Annotated in this window: 22 protein-coding genes; 10 read left to right on the forward strand and 12 right to left on the reverse strand. The window is 64.7% G+C overall.

Features of this window, described 5'->3' with window-relative positions:
* Positions 1–130: 130 nt before the first annotated feature.
* The 4 genes from rplT to infC all read right to left on the reverse strand — a co-directional run bounded on the left by rplT (position 131) and on the right by infC (position 2,356).
* The gene (gene rplT / locus RFM98_RS24340; protein WP_027053776.1) at positions 131–532 is read right to left on the reverse strand and encodes a 50S ribosomal protein L20; all 402 of its coding nucleotides are present in this window, start codon (positions 530–532) and stop codon (positions 131–133) included.
* 94 nt (positions 533–626) lie between these two features.
* On the reverse strand, positions 627–830 hold the full coding sequence (gene rpmI, locus RFM98_RS24345) for a 50S ribosomal protein L35 (RefSeq protein ID WP_027166935.1): 204 nt from the start codon (positions 828–830) through the stop codon (positions 627–629).
* 184 nt (positions 831–1,014) lie between these two features.
* A complete protein-coding gene (locus RFM98_RS24350) occupies positions 1,015–1,662 on the reverse strand; it encodes a methyltransferase family protein (RefSeq protein ID WP_320311180.1) in 648 nt (215 codons plus the stop codon).
* Between the two features lie 157 nt (positions 1,663–1,819).
* Positions 1,820–2,356 (reverse strand): translation initiation factor IF-3, encoded by a 537-nt coding sequence (infC, locus tag RFM98_RS24355; protein ID WP_010912915.1) that lies wholly within the window; start codon positions 2,354–2,356, stop codon positions 1,820–1,822.
* Positions 2,357–2,573: 217 nt separating this feature from the next.
* On the opposite strand from infC, the gene RFM98_RS24360 reads away from it, so the two are divergent.
* The 4 genes from RFM98_RS24360 to RFM98_RS24375 all read left to right on the forward strand — a co-directional run bounded on the left by RFM98_RS24360 (position 2,574) and on the right by RFM98_RS24375 (position 6,068).
* Positions 2,574–3,344, forward strand: coding sequence for an alpha/beta hydrolase (locus RFM98_RS24360; RefSeq protein ID WP_320311181.1), 771 nt, complete (start codon positions 2,574–2,576; stop codon positions 3,342–3,344).
* 2 nt (positions 3,345–3,346) lie between these two features.
* Positions 3,347–4,489 carry a benzoate/H(+) symporter BenE family transporter gene (locus RFM98_RS24365; RefSeq protein WP_320311182.1) on the forward strand — a complete coding sequence of 381 codons (1,143 nt, stop codon included), beginning with the start codon at positions 3,347–3,349 and terminating at the stop codon, positions 4,487–4,489.
* A 116-nt stretch (positions 4,490–4,605) separates the two neighbouring features.
* Entirely contained in the window at positions 4,606–5,085 is a 480-nt protein-coding gene (locus tag RFM98_RS24370) for a DUF2852 domain-containing protein (RefSeq protein WP_320311183.1), read from the forward strand.
* Positions 5,086–5,309: 224 nt separating this feature from the next.
* Entirely contained in the window at positions 5,310–6,068 is a 759-nt protein-coding gene (locus RFM98_RS24375) for a M48 family metallopeptidase (protein WP_320214842.1), read from the forward strand.
* Between the two features lie 312 nt (positions 6,069–6,380).
* On the opposite strand, the gene RFM98_RS24380 is transcribed toward RFM98_RS24375, so the two are convergent.
* Positions 6,381–6,596: a hypothetical protein gene (locus RFM98_RS24380; protein WP_320311184.1), complete on the reverse strand. Its 216-nt coding sequence runs from the start codon at positions 6,594–6,596 to the stop codon at positions 6,381–6,383.
* 110 nt (positions 6,597–6,706) lie between these two features.
* Between RFM98_RS24380 and RFM98_RS24385 the strand changes: the two genes are divergently transcribed.
* The 6 genes from RFM98_RS24385 to RFM98_RS24410 all read left to right on the forward strand — a co-directional run bounded on the left by RFM98_RS24385 (position 6,707) and on the right by RFM98_RS24410 (position 12,518).
* Entirely contained in the window at positions 6,707–7,366 is a 660-nt protein-coding gene (locus RFM98_RS24385) for a phosphoribosylanthranilate isomerase (protein ID WP_320311185.1), read from the forward strand.
* 89 nt (positions 7,367–7,455) lie between these two features.
* The gene (gene trpB, locus RFM98_RS24390; protein WP_320311186.1) at positions 7,456–8,676 is read left to right on the forward strand and encodes a tryptophan synthase subunit beta; all 1,221 of its coding nucleotides are present in this window, start codon (positions 7,456–7,458) and stop codon (positions 8,674–8,676) included.
* A 2-nt stretch (positions 8,677–8,678) separates the two neighbouring features.
* Positions 8,679–9,518 (forward strand): tryptophan synthase subunit alpha, encoded by an 840-nt coding sequence (trpA, locus tag RFM98_RS24395; protein ID WP_320311187.1) that lies wholly within the window; start codon positions 8,679–8,681, stop codon positions 9,516–9,518.
* 38 nt (positions 9,519–9,556) lie between these two features.
* Complete coding sequence (accD, locus tag RFM98_RS24400) at positions 9,557–10,483, forward strand: acetyl-CoA carboxylase, carboxyltransferase subunit beta (RefSeq protein WP_320214847.1); 927 nt, start codon at positions 9,557–9,559, stop codon at positions 10,481–10,483.
* A 240-nt stretch (positions 10,484–10,723) separates the two neighbouring features.
* Positions 10,724–12,049: a bifunctional folylpolyglutamate synthase/dihydrofolate synthase gene (locus RFM98_RS24405; RefSeq protein ID WP_320311188.1), complete on the forward strand. Its 1,326-nt coding sequence runs from the start codon at positions 10,724–10,726 to the stop codon at positions 12,047–12,049.
* Positions 12,050–12,098: 49 nt separating this feature from the next.
* Positions 12,099–12,518 (forward strand): VOC family protein, encoded by a 420-nt coding sequence (locus RFM98_RS24410; RefSeq protein WP_320311189.1) that lies wholly within the window; start codon positions 12,099–12,101, stop codon positions 12,516–12,518.
* A 408-nt stretch (positions 12,519–12,926) separates the two neighbouring features.
* Here RFM98_RS24410 and RFM98_RS24415 read toward each other — a convergent pair whose 3' ends face one another.
* The 7 genes from RFM98_RS24415 to tsaE form a co-directional block, all read right to left on the reverse strand.
* Positions 12,927–13,157, reverse strand: coding sequence for a plasmid stabilization protein (locus RFM98_RS24415; RefSeq protein WP_320311190.1), 231 nt, complete (start codon positions 13,155–13,157; stop codon positions 12,927–12,929).
* A gap of 72 nt (positions 13,158–13,229) precedes the next feature.
* Complete coding sequence (locus RFM98_RS24420; RefSeq protein ID WP_320311191.1) at positions 13,230–13,511, reverse strand: cupin domain-containing protein; 282 nt, start codon at positions 13,509–13,511, stop codon at positions 13,230–13,232.
* A gap of 191 nt (positions 13,512–13,702) precedes the next feature.
* The gene (trxA, locus tag RFM98_RS24425; protein WP_320311192.1) at positions 13,703–14,026 is read right to left on the reverse strand and encodes a thioredoxin; all 324 of its coding nucleotides are present in this window, start codon (positions 14,024–14,026) and stop codon (positions 13,703–13,705) included.
* 74 nt (positions 14,027–14,100) lie between these two features.
* Positions 14,101–17,613, reverse strand: a complete 3,513-nt coding sequence (addA, locus tag RFM98_RS24430) for a double-strand break repair helicase AddA (RefSeq protein WP_320311193.1) — start codon at positions 17,611–17,613, stop codon at positions 14,101–14,103.
* Positions 17,610–20,729: a double-strand break repair protein AddB gene (gene addB, locus RFM98_RS24435; protein WP_320311194.1), complete on the reverse strand. Its 3,120-nt coding sequence runs from the start codon at positions 20,727–20,729 to the stop codon at positions 17,610–17,612. Before addB ends, addA begins: the two co-directional genes overlap by 4 nt.
* Positions 20,726–21,448 (reverse strand): nucleotidyltransferase family protein, encoded by a 723-nt coding sequence (locus RFM98_RS24440; protein ID WP_320311195.1) that lies wholly within the window; start codon positions 21,446–21,448, stop codon positions 20,726–20,728. Before RFM98_RS24440 ends, addB begins: the two co-directional genes overlap by 4 nt.
* A complete protein-coding gene (gene tsaE / locus RFM98_RS24445) occupies positions 21,445–22,956 on the reverse strand; it encodes a tRNA (adenosine(37)-N6)-threonylcarbamoyltransferase complex ATPase subunit type 1 TsaE (protein ID WP_320311196.1) in 1,512 nt (503 codons plus the stop codon). Before tsaE ends, RFM98_RS24440 begins: the two co-directional genes overlap by 4 nt.
* Positions 22,957–22,958 lie beyond the last annotated feature (2 nt).

Raw genomic sequence — 22,958 nt, forward strand, 5'->3', positions numbered from 1 at the left:
TCAGCGTGCGTCACCACTTTGGTTACGCGGGTGCCATTTTGGTTGCATCAGGGGCCAAAAAAGAACCCGCGCCAGCCGTGCCAGCGCGGGTTCCCCAAATCAGTACTAAAAATGCTTGGGAAGCGCTGGCTTAGGCGACAGCGCTCTCAAAAGCATTCGGCGTGGTGTTCTTCAGATATTCGAGCGCGACCTTGGCCTTGGCCACGAGCGCGGCGAAAGCCTGCGGCTCGTGGATGGCCATGTCCGAAAGGATCTTGCGGTCGATCTCGATACCGGCCTTGTTGAGGCCGTCGATGAAGCGGCCATAGGTCAGGCCGTGCTCGTGGGTCGCGGCGTTGATGCGCTGGATCCACAGCGCGCGGAACGAGCGCTTGCGGTTCTTGCGGTCGCGATAGGCGTACTGCAGCGACTTCTCCACCGCCTGCTTGGCGATGCGGATGGTGTTCTTGCGGCGGCCGTAGAAGCCCTTGGCGGCTTTCAGGACCTTCTTGTGCTTGGCGTGGGCGGTAACGCCTCTCTTTACGCGTGCCATGTCATGATCTCCTTAAAAGCAATTCCAGGAAAAGTGTTCAGCGGTTTTCCGTTCGGAATTGCGTCAAACTAATTGCGTGTCCAGGGCCGAATGCTCAGAGGCCGTTCGGCAGAAAATTCTTGATGACCTTCTTGCCGTCCGGTTCAGCCAGAACCATCGTGCCGCGGGCATCGCGAATGAACTTGTTGGAACGCTTGATCATGCCGTGGCGCTTGCCGGCGGCAGCCGACAGCACCTTGCCGGTGGCAGTAATCTTGAACCGCTTCTTGGCGGCCGATTTGGTCTTCATCTTGGGCATTTTGCTACTCCGTATTGGTGGCGCACCATCGCGCTTCTTTTTTCGCTTCGGGCCGACCAAAGCCCGAAAAGCAAATGAAACCGCCACGGCATGCCCTGCCGGGCGGTTTTCTTGGAACGGCGGTCCTATAGATCAAAGATGGCGCGGGCGCAACACCTGAAGCCGTGCGACGCACTGTCCCCAGTCAGGGCAGGCGGAACCATACCGGCAGCACGCCTGTCAGTTGCGCGCCGTCGATCAGCTCGAAGGCAGGCAGCGCCACCAGGAACACCAACCCGTCGAGCAGCGTGTTCAACAAGAGGCGTGGCCGGAAGCTGCCGGTATCGCCTTCCTGGTAGAGCGAGAGGTTGGGGAAGAAGCGCGGCACTTTCGCCAGATAAGCCTGGTAAGGCGCGCCGAGCACTTCCTTCAGATAGCGCTCCTCGCGCAGGATGACGATATGGAAAGCACCCGCGCACAGCATCGCGAAAAGAATGATCGCCGTGAACGAGCCAATCTGCGCGCCGACGCCGGCGGCGGCCACCGTCGAAAACAGATAGAGCGGGTTGCGGGTGATCGAATAGGGCCCGCCGGTGACCACCTCGGCCGATTTGCGCCCGCCTATATAGAGCGTCGACCACAGCCGCCCGACAATGCCGAGAAAGATCAAGAGCACGCCGAACATCTCGATCGACTCATGCACCGGCGTGTCAGGCGGAAAGGTCGACTGGCCGAACAGGAGGGCCGCAAACAGCACCACGATCAGCACGGCAAGCACGATCCGGCGCATATATTGGTAGCCGCCCAACCCTTCATTCTGGTTGTCGGCAGGAACCTTCACTTCATCGACCATGACCCATCCGATCGTCGCGATTTGCTCGCGATCGGGAAAACCCGATCGTCGATTGGCTCGTGATCGAGGACTCGATCGTCGAGTAGCCGGCGATCGGATTGAAAACAGGCGCCCCGCCGATCGTCGGGACGCCTTGCGCCATGATGTTGGCGGGATTTTAGCGCGGCGCCAGCACCATCATCATCTGGCGGCCTTCGAGCTTCGGCTCCGCCTCGACCTTGGCGATCGTCGCCACTTCCTCGCGCACCTTGTTCAGAAGCTGCATGCCGAGTTCCATATGCGCCATCTCGCGGCCGCGGAAGCGCAGCGTCAGCTTGACCTTGTCGCCTTCCTCGAAGAAGCGCCGCACGGCCTTCATCTTGGTCTCGTAGTCATGGCTGTCGATGTTCGGGCGCATCTTGATCTCCTTGATCTCGATGACCTTCTGGTTCTTGCGCGCTTCGGCCGCCTTCTTCTGGTTGGCGTATTTCAGCTTGCCGAGATCGAGGATTTTGACGACGGGGGGCACCGCATTGGGCGATATCTCGACGAGATCGAGCCCGGCCTCTTCGGCCAGCAGCAATGCGTCGTTGATGGAAACATCGCCGCGGTTCTGGCCTTCGGCGTCAATGAGCTGGACCCGGGGCACCCGGATGTCTCGGTTGGAGCGCGGCCCGTCCTTGGTGGGTGCCGCTGCTTTGAAAGGTCTGCGAATGGTCGTGGTCTCCTCGGCCGTTTCGTTCAGGGTTTGTGTAGAGTCAAAATTAGGTGGACGCGCCTATGTGGTGAGCGCGGGGCGTGAGTCAATAGCATAGCCCTGCCGGAAAATCACCTGCTGCCTGGCAATTGTCTGCACCAAGCAAAGAAACGCCGCGAGCACTTTTCGTTGAACCACCGCCTGTGCCAAAAGACCGGTCGGAAGGACAGGGATCATGGCCGCCAGCGCTCCGGTTTTCATCGATGTAGACGGGTCGAGCATCGCCGTCCGGCAGGCACGGGGCGCGGCGCCCGGCGTGGTCTGGCTCGGCGGCTACAAGTCCGACATGCTGGGCACGAAGGCCGAGACGCTGGCCGCCTGGGCCGGCAGCGAGGGCCACGCCTATCTGCGCCACGACTATTCCGGCCACGGTGAATCGGGCGGCGAGTTTGCCGACGGCACGATCTCCAGATGGCTGGCGCAGAGCCTTGCTGTCTTTCGCCGCTTCAGCCAGGGCAAGCAGATATTGGTCGGCTCCTCGATGGGGGCGTGGATCGCGCTGCGCATGGTGCAGGAACTGCGCAAGGCGGGCGACACAAGAGTAGCCGGCCTGGTGCTGCTGGCGCCGGCGCCGGATTTCACCGTCGAGCTGATCGAGCCTGTGCTCACCGACGCGCAGCGACGCGATATCGAGGAAAAAGGCTTCTTCGCCGAGCCGTCCGACTATTCGGACGAGCCTTACATTTACACGCGCGCGTTGATCGAGGACGGCCGCGCCAACCGGGTGATGACCGGGCCGATCGACACCCACTGTCCGGTGCATATCCTGCAAGGCCTGGCCGACCCGGACGTGCCTTCGGGCCATGTGCTGAAGCTGGCCGCGATGCTGCCTGCCGACGACGTGACGCTGTCGCTGATCCCCGACGGCGACCATCGCCTGTCCCGTCCCGAGGATCTCGAAATGCTCAAGCGGGCTGTCGGGGATATGGTCAGGCGGGCCGCCTGAGAATGCGCCTTTCCATCCCGATATCCGCCTTCGTCGCGGCGATCGTCGGCTTCGGCGGGACGCTGGCCATCGTCATTGCCGCCGCCAAGGCCGTCGGCGCGACGCAGATCGAGACCGCCAGCGGCGTGACGGCGATCTGCCTCGCCATGGCGATCGAATGCCTGTGGCTGTCCTGGCGGACGAAAATGCCGGTCATCACCGCCTGGTCGACGCCGGGTCTCGCGCTGGTCGCCGCCTCCACCGGCTTCACCATGCCCGAAGCCGTCGGCGCCTTCATCGTCACCGGCGTCCTGCTGGTCGCCACCGGCCTGTTCAAGCCGCTGACCAGGCTGATCGCGCGGATACCGGCGTCCGTCGCCTCCGGCATGCTGGCCGGTATCGTCGTCACGTTCGCCATCAATGCGGTGAAGGCCATTCCGGCGGATCCCTGGCTCATTTTGCCACTGATCGCGGCCTTTTTCGTCATCCGTCTGTTCAATCCCGCGTTGTCGGTGCTGGCGGTTCTGGTTGGCGGCGGGCTCGCCGCCTTCCTCACCGGCCGTGTCGGCGGCCTGCCGGCGCCGGAACTGTCGACACTGACGCTGATTGCTCCTGTTTTCACCGCCCAGGCGATCGTCGGCCTGGCGCTGCCGCTCTACCTTGTCACCATGGCTTCGCAGAATCTCTCCGGCCTCGCCGTGCTGCGCGCCGCGGGCTACCACCCCGAACCTGGACCGCTGATCGGCGTCACCGGCCTGTTTTCGCTGCTGTCGGCGCCGTTCGGCGCCGCAACCACCAATCTGGCGGCAATCTCGGCGGCGATCTGCACCGGCCCCGACGTGCACCCCGACCCCGCCGAGCGTTGGAAGACCGGTCCGTTCTATGCGCTGGCCTACCTGCTCTTTGCCGTCTTCGGCGCTTCGCTGGTGGCGATCTTCGCCGTCCTGCCGCAGAGCCTGATCGTGCTGGTCGCCGGGCTGGCGCTGATGGCGTCTTTGGCCAACGCCCTGTCGATCGCGCTCAGGGACGAGGCCGAGCGCATGCCCGCCACCATCACCTTTGCCGTCACGGCCTCCGGGCTCACGCTCTTCGGCGTCGGCGCGGCGTTTTGGGGCCTTGTCGCCGGAATGGCAGTGCTTTCCCTCGAAAAGCTCAAAAAGCGATAATCATTTCAGATGCTTCGCCGGTTTTGGCCGGACTTGCCTTGAATCGCCTATTTCGCCTTCCCATTTCGATTCCACGCAGCCGGTTTGGCTGTCTCCAACGGAAGGATTGGGAGAAAATGAACACGAGTGCATTGATCCGTCCGGCCTGGACGCCGGCCACCATCGCGCTGATGGTCATCGGCTTCATGGTGTTCTGGCCGCTCGGCTTCGCCATGCTCGCCTACATCATCTGGGGCGACCGGCTCGAAGGCTTCAAGCGCGACGTCAACCGCGCCACTGACGGCATCTTCGCCGGCTGCCGCCGCGGCTCCGACAAGGCGGCCCGCTGGGGCCACGGTTCGGCCCGTACCGGCAACGTCGCCTACGACGACTGGCGCGAGAAGGAACTCGAGCGCCTGGCGGAAGAGCGCCGCAAGCTGGACGAGATGTTGACCGAGTTCGACGACTACGCCCGCGAGCTGCGCCGCGCCAAGGACCAGGACGAGTTCGATCGCTTCATGGCGAACCGCAACAAGTCGACCGCGCCGACCACCACTGGCTCGACCGACAAGACCGCTCCGAAGCGCGGCAAGGGCACGAACCTGCTCGACGACTGAGATACCGGCGCATGACCCCGAAAATCGACGCCGATTTTCGGAAAAGGTCATGCGCCAACTCAAAGTGCTGCAGCGTCCCTTGCGCGCCCGAGAGGACGCGCGGCGCTGCAGGGACAGGTCTCGGCATGATATGCGGCGTCGCGTCTAGCGGCGCCGTTTCTTTTTTGTTCTCTATGTGACTTCCCTCCACTGGCCGTTTTTTTCGAATCGCGTATCGTCCAGCCATGACCCTCGGCTTCTTCCGCAACCTGACCAAGCCCAAGGCCGCGCCCGTCGTGGAGCGCGAGCATTGCGTCGCCGGCCGCACGCTGCCGCTGAAAATCGTCGAAAGCGCCAGGGCGCGGCGGCTGACGCTGCGCATCGATTCCGGCGGCCAGGGCCTGCGTGTCACCGTGCCACCGGGCCTGCGCCGCGGCGAGGTGGAGAAGTTCCTCGACCGCCACCAGGACTGGCTTGAGCAGCGCCTGGCCAAGGTGCCGACAAGGCCGCAGGTGCGTCCGGGCATCAGGATCCCGATCCGCGGCGTGCCGCATCGCATCGTCCACGAGCCTTCCAAGCGCGGCACCGTCGCCGTCTCGCGTGACGAGCGCGGCCCGCTTTTGATCGTCCATGGCGAGCGCATCCACCTGCCGCGCCGCATTGCCGATCACCTCAAGCGCGAGGCCAAGAAGGAGATCGAGAAGCTGGTGGTGAAGCACACCGAGGCGATCGGCAAGCGCGCCAAGGCGATCCGCTACAAGGATACCACCAGCCGCTGGGGGTCATGCACCTCGGAGGGCAATCTGTCCTTCTCCTGGCGCATCATGATGGCGCCGCCGGCGGTGATAAACTACCTGGTGGCGCATGAGGTGGCGCATCTCAAGGAGATGAACCACGGCCCGAAATTCTGGAAACTGTGCGAGAAGCTCTGCCCCGACACCGACCGCTGCAAGGACTGGCTGAAGCGCAACGGCGGCGCCCTGCAGGCGATCGTGTTTGAGTAGGTGCCTGCGTGGCGCCATTACGGCCGGCCGCTGGCCGCGCGGCGCTGGAGATTGGCCGAGCCATCTCAGCTTCGTCATCCTAGGGCGAAGCAAGGAGCGAAGCGACGCGCGCAGACCCTAGGATCCATTCCGTGACGTGCGAGCGCCGCAACGATGCAAAAGATGCTATGTCCTTGAACGAAAAAGGGAATATTCTCCACCGCTGCACCTTTCGGCCGATGTAACGGCATGGATCCCAGGGTCTGCGCGACGCTTCGCGTCGCTCCGCCCTAGGATGACGAAATTACGGATGGCGCGACCCGCGAAACTCGCTCAATCATCATTCGCCGCGTTCAACTCCTCCGGCCGCAACCCCTCATCGGAATGCGGCCACGGCAGGAAATTCCGATCAAACGCGTCGCTGCCGAAATAATCCAGCGCCCGATGCGCCTCGGCGCCGTTGTAGGCGGCCTTGTCCATCAGGTGAGCGATCACCTCGCGCGCCTGCGCGATCTTCTGCCTGAGTTCGGCGACGGACTGGTCGGCCATGGTTATCGTGCTCCCGCCGGTAATTCCTATATCAAGGTAGTGTTTTCCGAAGAGCAGGCAACAGCATGCTTTTTCTCGACTCTTTGGCCGTTTCGTGCCAATCCCGGCCAATGACGCTCGAGATCAAGATCTGCGGATTGAAGACCGACGCCGCGATGGCTGCCGCCCTTGCCGGCGGCGCCAGCCATGTCGGCTTTATTTTCTTCTCCAAGAGCCCGCGCTATGTCGAGCCAGCGGAGGCCGGCCGCCTCCGAGAAGCCGCACGCGGCAAGGCCAAGGCAGTCGCCGTCACGGTCGATGCCGATGATGCCTTTCTCGACGAAATCGTCGCCAAAATGCAGCCCGATATGCTGCAGCTGCATGGTTCGGAAACACCCGAGCGGGTGTCGGAATTGAAAGCCCGTTACGGCCTGCCGGTGATGAAGGCGTTGCCGGTCAGCGAGGCGGCGGATCTGGAGCGGGTAAAGCCCTATACCGGCGTCGCCGACTGTTTCCTCTTCGACGCCAAGCCGCCGAAGGGGTCGCAACTTCCGGGCGGCAATGGCGTCGCCTTCGACTGGCGCATCCTTGCCGGCCTTGACGTCGGCGTCGAATACATGCTTTCCGGTGGGCTCAACGCCGCCAATATCGGCGATGCCCTGAGACAGGCCAATCCGCCCGCAATAGACATCTCGTCGGGCGTGGAAAGCGCTCCGGGCGTCAAGGATCCGGCGCTGATCGAGCAGTTTTTCCGGGCCGTCAGGGCTGCGCGCGACGACCGCGCCGCCTGAACACAATTCACATTGGAGCATGTCCCGGAAAAGTGGGAACCGGTTTTCCGATAAGGACATGCTCAAAGCCAAGACTTAGGAGATCGGCGATGAACAAGCCGGCAATGCCCAATTCCTTTCGTACCGGGCCCGATGAGCAGGGCATGTTCGGCATTTTCGGCGGCCGCTTCGTCGCCGAGACGCTGATGCCGCTGATCCTCGATCTAGAACAGCAGTGGAACAAGGCCAAGACCGACCCGGAGTTCAAGGCCGAGCTGCAGAACCTGTCGACCCACTATGCCGGGCGGCCCTCAAAACTCTATTTCGCCGAAGGCCTCACGAAACATCTCGGCGGCGCCAAGGTCTATTTCAAGCGCGAGGACCTGAACCACACCGGCTCGCACAAGATCAACAATTGCCTTGGCCAGATCCTGCTCGCCAAGCGCATGGGCAAGAAGCGCATCATCGCCGAGACCGGCGCCGGCCAGCATGGCGTCGCCTCGGCCACCGTCGCGGCCCGCTTCGGCTATCCCTGCGTGGTCTACATGGGCGCCACCGATGTCGCCCGCCAGAGCCCCAACGTGTTCCGCATGAAGCTGCTCGGCGCCGAGGTGCGGCCGGTCACGGCCGGCCACGGCACGCTGAAGGACGCCATGAACGAGGCCCTGCGTGATTGGGTCACCAATGTCGAGGACACCTATTACCTGATCGGCACCGCCGCCGGCCCGCATCCCTATCCGGAGCTGGTGCGCGACTTCCAGTCGGTGATCGGCACGGAGGCCCGCGCGCAGATCCTCGAGCAGGAAGGCCGGCTGCCCGATGTCATCATCGCCGCTGTCGGCGGCGGCTCCAACGCCATCGGCCTGTTCCATCCCTTCCTCGACGACAGGCAAGTCCGCATCATCGGCATCGAAGCCGGCGGGCGCGGCCTCGACGGCATCGAGCACTGCGCCTCGATGAACGCCGGCAGGCCGGGCGTGCTGCATGGCAACCGCACTTACCTCCTGCAGAATGCCGACGGCCAGATCATGGACGGCCACTCGATCTCGGCCGGCCTCGACTATCCGGGCGTCGGCCCCGAGCATTCATGGCTGCGCGACTCCGGCCGCGTCCAGTACGAGCCGATTCTCGACGACGAGGCGCTGGAAGCTTTCCAACTGACGACGCGTGTCGAGGGCATCATCCCGGCGCTGGAATCGGCGCATGCCATCGCCCATGCGATGAAGATCGTGCCTTCCATGGACAAGGACCAGATCGTCATCGTCAATTTGTCAGGCCGCGGCGACAAGGACGTGCACACGGTGGCCAACATGCTGGGCATGGAGATCTGACAATGACCACCCGCATCGACCGCCGCATGGCGAAGCTCAAGTCCGAAGGCCGTCCGGCCTTGGTCACCTACATCATGGGCGGCGACCCCGATTACGACACCGCCTTGGCCATCATGAAGGGGCTGCCGGTCGCGGGCTCCGACATCATCGAGCTCGGCATGCCCTTTTCCGATCCGATGGCCGACGGCCCTGCGATCCAGGCGGCGGGCCTCAGGGCGCTGAAAGGCGGCCAGACGCTGGCCAGGACGCTGAAGATGGCGTCCGAGTTCCGCGCCGGCGATAATGACACGCCGATCGTGCTGATGGGCTACTACAACCCGATCTACATCTACGGCGTCGACCGCTTCCTCACCGACGCCAAGGCAAGCGGCATCGACGGCCTGATCGTCGTCGACCTGCCGCCGGAGATGGACGAGGAGCTCTGCATTCCGGCGCTGAAGGCCGGCGTCAACTTCATCCGGCTGGCGACGCCGACCACCGACGACAAGCGCCTGCCCAAGGTTTTGGAAAACACCTCGGGCTTCGTCTATTACGTCTCGATGACCGGCATCACCGGCTCGGCCCTGGCCGACACCGCCAAGGTCTCGGCGGCGGTCACGCGCATCAAGGGCCATACCGCGCTGCCGGTCTGCGTCGGTTTCGGCGTCAAGACGGCCGAGCAGGCGCGTGTCATCGGCGCGTCGGCCGACGGCGTCGTGGTCGGCACGGCGATCGTCAACGCGATTGCCAATGTGCTTGGGCCGAAGGGCGAGAAAACAGCCGATCCGGCCGAAGCCGTCGCCACTCTGGTCAGCGGCCTTGCCCAGGGCGTTCGTTCGGCCCGCCTTGCTGCCGCCGAATAATCTTCCTACGTCTTTATTCCAGGACAGGAGCCGAAGCCATGAACTGGATCACCAATTACGTCCGCCCGAAGATCAATTCGATGCTCGGCCGGCGCACCGACATGCCGGAGAACCTCTGGATCAAGGATCCCGAGACCGGCGAGATGATCTTCCACAAGGATCTCGAATCCAACCAGTTCGTCATCCCGGCTTCCGGCCACCATATGAAAATCTCGGCCAGGGAGCGGCTGCGGTACTTTTTCGACGACGGCAAATACGAGCAGCTCGAAAACCCGAAGGTCGTCCTCGACCCGCTGAAGTTCCGCGACGAGAAGCGCTACACCGATCGCCTGAAGGAGGCGAAGGCCAAGACCAGCCTGGATGATGCGATCCTTAACGGCGCCGGCACCATCGACGGGCTGCCGGTCATCGTCACCGTGCAGGACTTCGCCTTCATGGGCGGCTCGCTCGGCATGGCAGCCGGCGAAGCCATCGTGCATGCCTTCGAGGTCGCGCTGCAGCGCAAGCGGCCGCTGATCCTCTTCGCGGCCTCCGGCGGCGCCCGCATGCAGGAAGGCATCCTGTCGCTGATGCAATTGCCGCGCACCACGGTCGGCGTCGACCGGCTGAAGGAAGCCGGCTTGCCCTATATCGTCGTGCTGACCAATCCGACCACCGGCGGTGTCACCGCCTCCTACGCCATGCTGGGCGACGTCCAGATCGCCGAGCCCGGCGCCCTGATCGGCTTTGCCGGCCCGCGCGTCATCGAGCAGACCATCCGCGAAAAACTGCCCGACGGCTTCCAGCGCGCCGAATACCTGATGGAGCACGGCATGGTCGACATGGTCGTCTCGCGTCTGGAGATGCGCCAGACCATCGCGCGGCTCTTGAAGATGCTGCTCAAGATGCCGGAGGCCGAGAAGCCGCTCGAGCCGGAGATTTTGCCGCCGGCCGTCGTCAGCGCCGAGGCGCGGCCCCAAGCCTGACGCGACATCGGCCTGACGCGACATCGTTGGCCGCGATCCGCGATTTGCGCCGCCTGTTGCGTGCTGTAGCCTCTGATTTGCGCATGGCTGTTCTGAACCGATTCCCGGTTCAGGGTGCCGTGCACCAAAGCAATTCCAGGAAAAGTGTGAAACGGTTTTCCGTCCGGGGATTGCGTCAACAAAAGAGAGAGAGAGCGGTTCTGCATTTCCATGAATGATGAACCGCTCTAGGATTCCATCATGACAACGCTTTCCGCCGACCGCGAAATCGAACATCTGATGACGCTGCATCCGAAAGGCTTCGACCTTTCGCTGGACCGCGTCACGCGGCTTCTCGAACGCCTCGGCAATCCGCAGGACCGGCTGCCGCCGGTCATCCACATCGCGGGCACCAACGGCAAGGGCTCCTGCGCCGCCTTCTCGCGCGCGCTTCTGGAGGCGGCTGGCCATCTCGTCCACGTCCACACCTCGCCGCATCTGGTGAACTGGCATGAGCGCTACCGGCTGGCGGCCGAAGACGGCGGCAAGCTCGTCGATGACGACGTTTTCGCCGAGGCCATCGCGCGTGCCGCGGAAGTCAATGCCGGCCAGAAGATCACCGTCTTCGAGATCCTCACCGCCGTCACCTTCATCCTGTTTTCGGAGCATCCGGCGGAGGCGGCGATCATCGAGGTCGGTCTCGGCGGCCGCTTCGACGCCACCAATGTCATCAAGCGACCGGCCGTTTCGGTCATCATGCCGATATCGATGGACCACGAGGCCTATCTCGGCGACCGCGTCGAGCTGATCGCCGCCGAAAAGGCCGGTATCATGAAGCGCGGTTGCCCGGTGGTGATCGGCGCGCAGGAAAGCGAGACGGCACTTCAGGTGCTGATCGAGACGGCCGAGCGGCTGGATTGCCCGACCGTGGTTTATGGCCAGGATTTCCTCGCCTTCGAGGAAAACGGCCGCATGGTCTATCAGGACGAGGACGGGTTGATGGACCTGCCTTCGCCGCGCCTGCCCGGGCGCCACCAGTTCGCCAACGCCGCGGCGGCGATCGCTGCCGTCAAGGCGGCCGGCTTCGAGATCAGCCATCGCGCCACCGAAAAGGCGATGACCCATGTCGCCTGGCCGGCGCGCATGCAGAAGCTGCCGCAGGGCAAGCTTGTCGAGCTCGCGCCGAAGGGCGCCGAGATCTGGCTGGATGGCGGTCACAATCCGAGTGCCGGTATCGTCATCGCCGAGGCGCTGGCCGAGCAGGAGGAAAAGAACCCGAGGCCGCTGATCTTGATCTCCGGTATGATCAACACCAAGGATCAGACCGGCTATTTCAGCGCCTTCAAGGGCCTCGCCCGCCATGTCTACACCGTGCCGGTAACCAGCAGCGACGCCGGCGTGCCGAACGACGAACTGGCGCTGCGCGCCGCCGAGGCCGGCCTGTCGGCCGAGCCGGTCAGCTCGGTCGCCAGCGCGCTGATGCTTCTGCGCGACTCTTGGGACGGTCCGGCGCCGCGTATCCTGATCGGCGGCTCGCTCTATTTCGCAGGCGCGGTGCTGGACGAGAACGGCACGCCGCCGACCTGAAGCAACTCCAGGCGCAGCGATTTCGGCGGGGGCCGAAAAGGTACCGGCCATGATCCAGGTGAGGCAGCTCGCCCATGTCTGCATCTTCGCGCATGACCTGGAGGCGACGCGCGGTTTCTACCGCGACGTGCTTGGCATGGATACGCGGTTCAATTTCCTGCGTGACGGCAAGATATTCGGCTTCTATCTCGACTGCGGCGGCCGCAGCCATGTCGAGGTGTTCGAGAAGAGCGAAGCCAGCTACAGCGAGTTGAACCAGATCAACCACTTCTGCCTGGAGGTGGAAGATATCGACGCGGCCATCGCTCATATCAGGTCGAAAGGCGTCGCGGTGACGTCGAAGAAGCTCGCCTGCGACGATACCTACCAGGCCTGGATCGCCGACCCCAACGGCGTGAAGATCGAATTGTTCGAATACACCGCCAAGAGCGCGCAATTTACCGGCGGCGATCGCGTCGCCGACTGGTGACTAGTTCAGCTGATTGACCGGTCCGAAATTCGGCTAGACAAAGGGATTTTGAAAAGGTTGCCGTTTGTCTTGGTGCGAGATTCATTTCCGTGAACTCAGCGCAACTGCCGGGGATTGGCTAAAGCTGCCCCCCCAACGTCGTCATTCTATGGCGGAGCAAGGAGCGAAGCGACGCGGCGCAGACCATAGAATCCATGCCGTGACTTGGAAGCACCGCCACGGTGCAGAATTTTGCTCCGTTGCACTCCTTGGCGAAGGTAACGGCATGGGTTCTAGGGTCTTCGCGACGGAGCTTCGCTCCTGCTCCGCCCTAGAATGACGATCGCGATGGGCGTTTCGGCCAATCTCCAAGGCATGCCGCCTGCCAACGCAAACAGAGCCGACCGTCAAAATCCCTATGCAGTGCCACTAGAGTTCGCGGCCTTCGCGGATAATTTTCTCCAGATCGATGTCGGCTCCGCTGCTTGCAACCAGCCGAGCATAGAAGCTGGATGCGGGTTCGCGCCGTGCTTCCTGAATCTCATAGGACTCGAGCGCGCGTTCGATCACATCGGCTATGGAACGATTCTCGCGACGCGCAAGTCGATGAGCAAGGTTCCATGCTTTTGCGCTACGGACTGAGAGTTTCGGTTCGGCCATTTCGAACTCCGCTTGCCGGAAATAGATACCGACAGAGCTTAGCCATCAAGATGGCAGATGATGGCCAGCCATCTACTTCAGCTCGATCTCGATGAAGGCATATTCGCCGTCATTGGCGTTGATAACGTCGTGCTCGACGCCTTCCCTGCGGAAATAGGGCGCTCCTTGCTTCGTCTCGGCGAAGGATTCACCGTCCTTGGTCACCAGCTTCACCTTGCCGTCCATCAGCGGCACGACGACATAGTCGTGGCCGTGGCGGTGCCATCCGGTGTTGGCGCCCGGCGCGAAACGGTATTCGGTGACGATCACCCGCTCATTGTCGACGTGAACGGTGGCCTTGGCTGTTCCGGTCATGAACCTCTCCCTTTTCTATCTCTTTGTTTTTACGCAATTGCGGACGGAAAACCGCTTCACACTTTTCCTGGAATTGCTCCAGCAAAGGAGATGGAGAGCCGCGGCGTCAGGGCCAGAGCGCCATGAGCCATGGCGCCAAAGAAAAGCCCGGCGCGACGGCCGGGCTTGTTCTTGAACTTTTTCGGATTGGCTCAGGCGAGGCTGCCGTTGATCCAGTGCGACAGCGCGGTCTTCGGCGCGGCGCCCACCTTCATGTCGGCGACTTCGCCGCCCTTGAAGATCATCAGCGTCGGGATCGAGCGCACGCCATACTGCGCGGCAAGCTCGGGATTCTCGTCGATGTTGAGCTTGGCGACCTTCACCTTCGAGCCGAGCTCCTTGGCGATTTCCTCCAGTGACGGGCCGATCATCTTGCACGGGCCGCACCATTCCGCCCAGAAATCCACCACGACCGGCTCCTTGGCGTTGAGCACATCGGCCTGGAAATTGCTCGTGTCGACCTTGACGGTGGCCATGCTGAAATCCTTTCCAAAACTCGGGTTGCACCAAATGTGGTGGTTGTGGCGGCGATGTTCAAGCAGTTCTTGTGTCACGCTGCCGTGAGTCGGGCAAGGGCGTCATCCATGGCCCTGGCCGGCAACTCGATCAGGCGCGGCGCCTCGGTGAACAGCAGCGCAGCCGTCACTTCGCGGCCCGGATAGAGCGGCTTGAGCAGCGCGCGGTAGAGCGCAAGCTGCAGCACATAGGCCGGCGGCACCTCCGCCAGGTTCCTGGGCGCCGGCCGGTTGGTCTTGTAGTCGACGATCGACACCCTGTCCGAGGTGACCGCCAGCCGGTCGATCTTGCCGGAGATCGAGCGCGCCTTGCCCTTTACGTCGAGGCTGCCCATGATCGCGACTTCGGCGCGGGAGGACGGCGTGAACAGGGCGCCGAAGCGGTTGTCGGACAGGATCGACAGCACCGCCTCCAGTGCCTTGTCGCGCTCGCCATCCGGCCAGTCGGCGCCGGCGCGCGCCAGGTAGGGCTCGGACGCGCCCCACCTTTCCTGTTCCGCGATGCCGGGCAACATCTGCAGCAATTTGTGCAGGGCAAGGCCGCGCATGACCGCGAAGCCGGGTTCGGCGGCGGCGTCGAGCACCGGCGAGCGCGTGTCGGGCACAGCTTCTTTCGCTTCGTCGATCAGCGCCGAGGCGCCGGAAGGCGAAAGCGGCCGCGGCAGCTCTTCATAGGGCGGCAGCGGCCGAAACAGGTTTTCAGGCAGCGGCGCAGTATGCTCGAACGGTCCTGTCTCGTCGGTGCCGGTCAGCGCTACCGGCGGCAGCCCGGTCATGTGAAAACGAAGCACGGCCACATCCGCCGTGGCGGGATGGCGGCGCTCCGAACTCTCGGGCGCGCCGGTCAGTGCCCGGCTGACGATCGAATGCCACGTGCCGGCGCTCGGCGCCCGTTTGCCGTGATAGCCGCAGACGATTAGCCGGTCCTCGGCGCGCGTCATGCCGACATAGAGCAGCCGCCGGTACTCGTCGTCGGCAAGCTCGCGCGCCCGGACGGAAGCCGCCCGCGAAACGCCATTGGCGACATCGCTGGCCGAGCGCCACAGATAGCCCTTGCCTTTCCATTGCAAGCCCGAGCTCGCGAACGGCATCAGCCGCGGCAGATGCTGGTCGCTGAATGGCGCCGAACCGCCATCGACCAGGAAGACAACCGGCGCCTCCAGGCCCTTGGCGGCATGCACGGTCATGACCCGCACCTCGTCGCGCGTCTGGTCCATCTCGCGCTTGATCTCGGGACCGGCATTTTCCAGCGTCGACAGGAAGGATTCCAGCCCTGGCAGGCCGGCGCGTTCCTCGGCAAGGCAGAAACTCAGGAATTCGTCGAGGATGTCGCCGGCTTCCGGCCCGAGCCGCGCCGTCATCTTGCGGCGGAGGCCGTCGCGCGCCAGCGCCGCGGCATAGAACTCGAACACCGGCTTGAATGCCACTTCGGTCGCCCAGGCGTCGAGCCGGCTAACGACAGCGGCCAGGGCAACGTCGCCGGCTGCATGCTGCCGCAGCGAGGCAATCAGCGACTGGCCTTTCGGCCGCTCGCCGGCAAGCGCCAGCAAGGTGTCTTCGGACACCTCGAAGATCGGGCTGCGCAGCACGGCTGCCAGGGAAAGATCGTCCTCAGGCTGGATGAGGAAATGTCCGAGCGCGATCAGGTCCTGCACGGCGATATGGCCGGGCAGGCTCAGCCTGTCGGCGCCGGCCACCGGGATCTGGCGGTTCTTCAGGCTGCGCGACAGCGCATGGACGAAGCGGTCGCGCTTGCGCACCAGGACGAGGATGTCGCCGGCGGTCAGCTTCCTGCCCTTGCCTTCGATGACCTCGCCATTGCGCAGCCAGTTCTGGATGGTCGTCGCCACATGCTCGGCCACGCGCACGGCGGGCGCGCTGGCATGGTTGACCGGCAACGTCCAGTCATCCGGCTCCTCGACCATTTCGGCGCCGACCGAGGGCCATACCTCGACATAGCCCGGCGCATCATTGCGGATCGCCTTGTGGCTCAGCGGATCGGGATCGTGGCTGATGCCGCGCCTGACTCCCGGCTCGGCAAAGACGCGGTCGACCGCGGCCAGCACATCGTCGCTCGAGCGGAAAGACCAGGTGAGTTTGAGATTGGCGAAGGCGGCTTCGGCGTCGCGCACCCGGCCGGCAAACAAAAGCCGGCTTTCGGCAAAGGAATCAGGTGCTGCACCCTGGAAGGAGTAGATCGACTGTTTTTCGTCGCCGACGGCAAAGACTGTGCGCTTGACCGCCTCGCGCTGGCCAAGGCCGGCAAAGAATTCTTCCGTCAGCTTCTTCACCACTTCCCATTGATCGGGGCTGGTGTCCTGCGCCTCGTCGAGCAGGATATGGTCGATGCCCTGGTCGAGCTTGTACTGGACCCATGGCCCGGCATCGGGCCGCGACAAGAGACCGACCGTTCGGGTGATCAGGTCGTTGAAATCGAGGAAGCCCCGCCCGCGCTTCAACCGCTCATAGCGCGCGATCAGCCAGCCGGCGACGGTGAGGGCCGCCGCGGTCCCTTCGAGCATGCGAAACAGCGCCAGCCGGTCGGTCGCGTCGAGGATTGCCTTGGCCGTCGCCAAGTAGCGATCGGCCAAGTCCGGCAGCCGGTCGACCAGCGCCTTCTTGAAGATTTTAGGTGGCTCATAAGGGTCGCCGTCGGCCTTGAGAAAGGCCTTTGCCAGGAGCCGCAACCGGCGGATCGGATCGGCTTCGGCGAATGCGCCTCGTGCATAAGGGACGACATTGTTCAGTACCTGCCGAGCGTCGGTGGCTTCGGCGGCCTGCGCGAATTCGGCGAACTGGCTGGGTGCGAAGCCAGGCAGCGGCCAGATGGAAGCGGCGATGTCTTCAGCCTTCTGTCCGGGTCTGAAGCCGAATTCGGCGAACAGCGGCCGGAAATCCCGATCCTTGCCGAGCTTGGCGACGAAATCGCGCAGGTCGTCGCGCTTGCGGACGATTTCGGAAAGCAGTGAGTCGAGCCCGAACTCGCCGCCGCGTTCCAGCACGGTGGCGAAGGCCTCCGCCAGGCCTTCGACGCCGGCGCCCGCGCCCGAGATCATGTCGCGGCGGGCATCGCCAAACAGCGAGGCCTCCATCTGCGGATCGAGCATGTCGAAATGCGCCGGGATGTTGGCTTCGAGTGGGAACTGGTGCAGCACCGATTCGCAGAAGGCGTGGATGGTCTGGATCTTCAGCCCGCCCGGCGTCTCGAGCGCCTCGGCGAACAGCCGGCGCGCACGCCGCATCATGTCGCGGTCGGCGCCGCGGCCGTCGAGCGCCGCGATCCGCGCGCCAAGCTCCGCATCGGGCAGCGCTGTCCATTCCGACAGGGTCGAGAACACACGGTTCGACATATTGGCCGCGGCCGCGCGCGTATAGGTGAGGCACAGGATCTTCGACGGATCGGTGCCGTTGAGCAGGAGCCGGATGACGCGCTGCGCCAGCACATGCGTCTTGCCCGACCCCGCATTGGCCGAAACCCAGGCGGAATTGGCCGGATCGGAAGCGCGGGCCTGGCTGGCGGCGGTGTCGGAGGGGATCGGATATTTCATCCTTCCGCCTCGTCTTCGCTGGCGCCGCCCGCCGACCATTCGAGCACGCGCGCCAGATGGTCGTAGTCGCCGTCGGCCTCGCCCTCGCGGAACGGCAGCGCGCGCGACAGATAGCCGGTCGCAGGATCCGCATAGTGGAACAGCAGCCGCTCCAGCCGCGCCCAGGCTTCCTCGGAGAGGTCGTTGGCGGTGCGGGGCTTGCGGTTGTATTCGAGGATCGATTCCTCGAACACCTCGCCATTCGGCTTCAGCCGCACGAAGGCAAGCTGCGATGGCTCGCGAATGCCGAGTTCCTTAAAGGCGCCACGCCTGAGCAACGCCCCTTCCAACGCCAGCTGCGGCGACAACAGCGTGTGCGCCTGCGCTTTCGAGGGTGAGGAGCCTGTCTTGTAGTCGAGGATGTCGGCCATGCCGCCGGCAAGCAGGTCGACCCGGTCTGCATAGCCGGAAAGCGTAACGCCGGTGCGGCCGACCACCGTCTTGTCGGCGCGCTCCTCGGCGTAGCGCCTCGCGACCGCATCGGCGCGGCCATGCTCCCATTCGATGATGTTTTCGGCGAGCTTTTCAAAACGTGGCCACCAGACAGCTTCGATGTCCGGCGGAAGCTTTGCGTCGGCAAAGCAGATGCGGCCGGCCTCGATGAGGCTCGTCAGTGCGTCTGGCGCCCTTGGATCCTCGACCCGCCGCGAGAACAGATGCAGGATTTCGTGGAACAGCGTGCCGCGTTCGGCGGCGTCCGGATCGCGGATCAGCGGCTCGAGCGGCGAAAGCCCGAGGATGCGCCGCGCATAGACTGCATAGGGGTCGCGGCGCAGCGTCTCGATTTCGGTGACCGAGAAATGCCGCGGACGCAGGCTGAGCGGCGGCTTCGGCTGAGGGCGTGCCGCGAAATCCTTCTTCTCGCCGGCATCGAGCGCGCGCGCCCAGGCAAGCAGTGCGTTGCCGCGCCTGCGAAGTGCCGTCGCCGGCTCCTTGCCGATGAAGGTCAGGATGCGCTGCAGCCAGCGCGAAGGCACCGCCGGCGCGTCGCCCGAGCGTGCCGAACGCGTCAGCACCACGTCGCTGGCGCCCATCGCCATCTGGAAATCATGCGCGGCGAGGCCGATACGCCGTTCCGGCGGCTCGAGGTCGATGCCTGTCTTCATCAGCCGCGACATGAAGCGGTCGCTCTCGGGCTTGCGCGGCCAAACCCCTTCATTCAGCCCGCCGATGACCAACGTGTCGACGTTTTGCAACCGGGCTTCCAGCGCGCCCCAGATGGCGATGTTGCGGTCGGTGCCTTGTGCCGGCTTCACCGTCTCCGGCGCGATCAGCGCCTCCATCACATCAGGCCATTCCAGGGCGGCGAAGGTGAAAGGCGAGGACACGGCCACCAGTCCGCGCAGCAGCTCGGCGAGCTTTTCGCCGTCGTCGCCGGCATAGAGTTCCGCCAGACTGCCATCGGGCGCGCGGCCCAGATCCTCCAGCGCGACCACGCACGCACGCGCCAGCGTCGCGATCTCGGCGTCTTTCTCCCGGCGCATCGCGGTGAGCGGCGAAAGCGCATTGGTAAGGCGGCTAAGCACATCTTGTGCCTGCTCTATGCCGCGCACGGTCAGGCGCGAAAACCAGAAAGGCTGCCTTGTGTCGCCGCTCAGCTCGGCGAGCCGTGTCTCGAAAAGCCCGCCCAGCGATGCGACATCGGGTCGACCCGTGCCGCCCCGCAGCGCCACCAGCTCGATGAGTTCGGCTGCCTTGCGCACGGTCCGGCGTTCCAGACCGAGCCCAAGCAGCGGATGCTTGAGCAGCGCGAGCAAGCCCACCGGGTCGCCGGGCCGGAACGCGGCGCTCAGCGCGAGCCTGAGCAGGCTGGCGGCCGGCATGTTGGTGAGCGGCGTGCCGCCGGAATCGTCCGCGATGACGCCGAACCGCAGGAGCTCGGCCGAAACCCGCCGCGCCAGCGCGCGGTCGCCGGTGACGAGCGCCGCGCGCTTGCCCGGCGTCTCGACGGCACGCTTCAACACGATGGCGATTGCCGCCGCCTCGTCGCGTTCGTTGGCCGCTTCCACCAGCGTCACGCCGGCAAGCGCTTGTTCGACATCATGTGCGGTGAAGCGGGGCCGCGTCTCGGTCCAATATTCGGTGGTTTCGGCCGGCCGTAGCGCCTCGCCGACAAGAGCCGCGCGCAGCGCAAGCGGAGATGGCGCCGCGACGATGTCCTCGACATCGCGACGTGGGATGCCGATGCCGCCGATCAGCTTGGCGAGCCCATATTGCGGGTGGCCGAGCGTTGCCGGACGGGCGGCGGGCGCCGTTATCGCCGCGAAGGATGCGTCATCCAGCTCGCGGTCGAGCCCGGGCAAAACAACGGCGCCGTTGGGCAGGCCGGCGATCACGGCAAGCAGTTCGGCGGTGGCGGGTATAGATCCGGTCGAACCTGCCGCGATCACCGGGCCGGCCGGCGGATTGCGCTTCAGCCGCGCCGCTTCCAGGCGGATCAGCGCGCTGCGATGCGCGGCGGGATTGGAGCGGTTGCGCTCCCTGAGCAATTCCGGCCAGTTGTCGGTGACGATGCCGAGGAAATCGAGCGTCACCTGCCACCAGCCGGCGAGGTTGCCGGTGACCAGCGTTGCGAGCTTCGCCCAGTCCGTGCCTTCGGTCTCGATCTCGTCCATCAGTCGGGCGAGGTCGCGCGCCAGCCAGATGGCGTCGGCAGCCGAGGTCGGCACGACGAATTCCTCGTTGAACCGAGCCCGGACATGGTCCGGCAGGCTTTCCTTCCAGGCGCGCACCAAAGGCGCCAGCAGGAGCAGCCGCTCCTGCGCGGCGATCGGTGGCGCGAGCTCGATGGCAGGCGCCGCCTCGGCGTCGAAGGCAGCCTCGTCCTCGTCGAACTCGCCGAGCGGGCGCACCGTTGGCAGGATGGCCGAGCGTTGGCCGAGCCTATCGACGAAAGCCCCGCGCAGCGCGCGCGCCGCACGCCGCGTCGGCACGTAGATGGTCGCGTCGGCGAGCGCCAGCGGATCGCCGTCGAAGCGGAAGCCGGGGATCAGCCGGCCATCGAGCAACGCCTCCGCCAGAGTCGGCAGGAACGGCGCTCCGGGCGGGATGGAGAGAACGCGGCGCGCGCCGCTCATATCGCTTTCGCTAAAGCGCCGGCGACCGCTGCCTCGGCCGCCGGTATGGCGTCCGGCGTGCCGACGGTGATCCAGCTTCCGTTCATCTTCATGCCGAACAGGCGGCCGGCGCCGATCGCCTTGTCGAAATAGAGATTGAGCGAATGCGAGCCTGCGGGTGCTTGCCTGAAGATGCGCGGATGGATGATCGCCGCGCCCGCATAGATCAGCCCCGCCGGGTCACCCTTCGAGCGCTGCAAGGCACCGTCGGCGGCCACCAGGAAATCGGTGCCGACGCAGTGCCCGGTCGCTGAGTCGAGATCGGTAAGCATCAGAAGAATATCCATTCTCGTAGCGTCCCATGCAAGGGCAAGGCGCTCGAGGCTGGGTTTACCTCTGTCGATCCAGAAGGTGTCGGCATTGATGATGTAGAAGGGCTCGTTCCCCAAAAGCGGCAGCGCCTTGACGATACCCCCCGCCGATTCCAGCAGCGTCTCGCGCTCGTCGGAGATGACCACCTTCGGCGCCTTGCGGCCGGCGACATGGGCGACGATCTGCTCGGGCAGATAGTGCACGTTGACGACGGCCTTGGCGACACCGGCTGCCTCGAGGCTGTCCAGCCCCCAGTCGAGCAAGGTCTTGCCGGCGATCTTGACCAGCGGCTTCGGCATGGTGTCGGTGATCGGCCGCATGCGCTTGCCAAGCCCGGCCGCCAGCACCATCGCGGTCGTCGGCTTCATGGGACCCGTTCCTCGAGCAGGCCGTGGGCCATATAGAAATCCTTCAACCCGCCAAGCGCCGGATGCGCCAGCGCCCGCCTCAGATAATCGCGGATGCGCGGCAGGTGTTTCAGATAGTAAGGCTTGCCGTCGCGCTTTTCGAGCCGCACGAAGATGCCGAGGATCTTCGAATTGCGCTGCGCTGCCATGATCGCATAGGCCTCGGCGAAGCCGGCCTCGTCGAAAGCGCGGGCGGCGCGCCGCGCCGCGACATAGGCCGCGACCGTCCGCCGCTCGACCTCGGGCGAAACGGTGACGCGGGCATCCATGGCGAGCGACGCGACGTCATAGGCGGCCGGCCCGATCAGCGCGTCCTGGACGTCGACGATGCCGAGCCGGGCGAGGCCGGAGCGCTCCGCGCGCCAGATGATGTTGGGCGAATGGAAGTCGCGCAGCATCAGCGTGTATTCGCTGCCCGCAAGGCGATCGAGAAGCGCGTTCCATACCTTGTGGTAGCCTGCCCGCAATTCATCGCCTGCCGGCTCGCCGATGATCCATGGCACATACCAGTCGACCAGCAGGTCGGCCTCGATAAGCATGGCTTCCCGATCGAAAGGCGGCACGTCGTGGACCACGCCGGGTGCTGCTTCCATGCGTTTGGGCCAGGCCTTGCCATGCATCATGGCCAGCAGCTCTGCCGCCGCCTCGTAACGTTCGGCGATGGGCTGGCCGTCGTGACCAAGAAAACCTTCCGAGCCGAGATGTTCGATGAGCAGAAAGCCCTGGTCGAGGTCCTGGGCATGGATCACCGGCACGCTGACGCCGTTCGCAAGCAGCGCCCGGTCGATGGCGACGAAGGCGGTGACCGATTGGGCCGTATGGGCGATCACCGCATAGGGCTTGCCGTCGCGCACCGGCGGCCCGAGCACGAGGCGCGGCGAGTTCATCAGCACGCGCGGCGCCTGGCCAGGCAACGAGACGATTTCGTAGGAGCGGGCGGAGGCGTCGCCGACAAAATGGCGGCGGCTGGCTTCGCCCCATCCGGCGGAGGCCAGAAAATCGCGCATGGCAAGCGATCGCGCCACGCGCTCGAAGACCGGTCCCTGTCCCGACAACATTGCCACACGGCCTTCGCCGCGTTCGGCAAGATCGACCCACAGCGCGGTTCCCGGCAATCGGTCTCCGGCCCGTTCCGGCCATTCGACCAGCACCACGCCCTGCGCGAGCGCATCGTCGAGGCCGAGCTCGTCGAGTTCGTCCGGGGTGGACAGCCGGTAGAGGTCGAAATGATGGACCGGAACGCGCGTGTCATAGCTCTGCACCAGCGTGAAGGTCGGGCTCGGAACTTCGAGATTGGCATCGTCGGCAAGCGCCCGGATCAGCGCGCGGGCCAGCGTCGATTTGCCGGCGCCGAGATCGCCGTTCAGCGCGATCGCATCGCCGGCGCGCACCGCCATGGCGAGATCCTCGCCAAGCCTTGCCGTTGCCGCCTCGTCGGCGAGAAAACGCTCAAGCACCGTCCCTGCCATGT

This window comes from Mesorhizobium australafricanum, assembly GCF_033977265.1.
GTDB classification, from domain to species: Bacteria; Pseudomonadota; Alphaproteobacteria; order Rhizobiales; family Rhizobiaceae; genus Mesorhizobium; species Mesorhizobium australafricanum.